Here is a 966-nt window from a genome sequence, read left to right as displayed (position 1 = left end):
GGCGCGGCGCCGTTACCACCGGTGGGGGCGGCAGGCGCGCGGGGCGGAGTGACCGCGGGACGCTCAGGCGCCGGTACGAAAGCGGATCCGGGCGCGGCGCCGTTGCCTCCGGCGGGGGCCGCGGGGCGGTAAGGCACGGATCCGGGCGCGGCACCCTTGCCACCGGCGGGACCGGCAGGCGGCCGCGGCGGAGTGACCGGCGGACGGTAAGGCGCGGGTGCGGGCGCGGCTCCGGAGACGGCGCCGTTGCCGCTGGCCGGGGTCGCGGGCGCGCGGCCCGGGGTCGGACCGGAGGGCGGGCCGGGGGTCATGCCCGGGAGGCTGGGCCAGGAGGCGGCCGTCCCGGGGAGCTTCACCTCGGGGACGTCCGGCCGGGCGGCGTCCGTACGCCCCGGCCCGGCGGCCCGGGGCGAGGGCACCGGGGCGGAGCCGCTGGCGGCGCTGCCGCCGCCCCAGGTGGACGAGCCCTGCGGCGTCGCGCGCGGCGCGTTCCTCGCGGCAGCGCGGGCGGCCGCGGCCCGGGCGGCCCCTTCGCGATAGGCCGCAATGGCCGCAGACCGCACCTGCCGCGGCCCGCCTTCCCGGCCGGGCTGTCCGGCGGCCGTGCGCCCGGCCCCCTGCCCACCCGGCTGTCCGGTACCCGCACCGCCCGGTCGACCGGAACCTTGCTGACCACCCGGACGACCGTTGCCCCACCCTTCCGGGAATCCCGCGCCCGGCCCACCGGGGAGGGCAGCATCCTGCCCACCCGGATACCCGGAGCCCTGTCCAGCCGGCAACCCAGATCCCAGGCCGCCCGACGAGCCCGCGCCCGGCCCGCCGGGATACCCAGCGCTCCCCCCGCCGGGGCGACCCGCGTTATGGCCATCGAGCCCACCTCCGGCGGCCTGGCCATCCGCCGGACCGGCGGCCCGGCCCCCTGCCCACCCGGCTGTCCGGTACCCGCACCGCCCGGTCGACCGGAAC

At 81.4% G+C, this 966-nt stretch carries 1 protein-coding gene; it reads left to right on the top strand.

Going from position 1 to position 966, the window contains the following annotated elements; all coding sequences use genetic code 11:
* The first annotated feature begins 309 nt into the window (after nucleotides 1-309).
* A complete protein-coding gene (locus ACSNOG_RS32795) occupies nucleotides 310-540 on the top strand; it encodes a hypothetical protein (RefSeq protein ID WP_436756343.1) in 231 nt (76 codons plus the stop codon).
* Nucleotides 541-966: the final 426 nt, after the last annotated feature.

It is taken from the genome of Streptomyces sp. URMC 124, assembly GCF_051386455.1.
Taxonomy (GTDB): domain Bacteria; phylum Actinomycetota; class Actinomycetes; order Streptomycetales; family Streptomycetaceae; genus Streptomyces.
Note: the sequence above shows the minus strand (reverse complement) of the source record. Positions and strands in the feature narration are given on the sequence as shown.

Bases quoted from the DNA above. Each gene is read 5' to 3' on its own strand.
- ACSNOG_RS32795 (WP_436756343.1), top strand. From the start codon at position 310: ATGCCCGGGAGGCTGGGCCAGGAGGCGGCCGTCCCGGGGAGCTTCACC.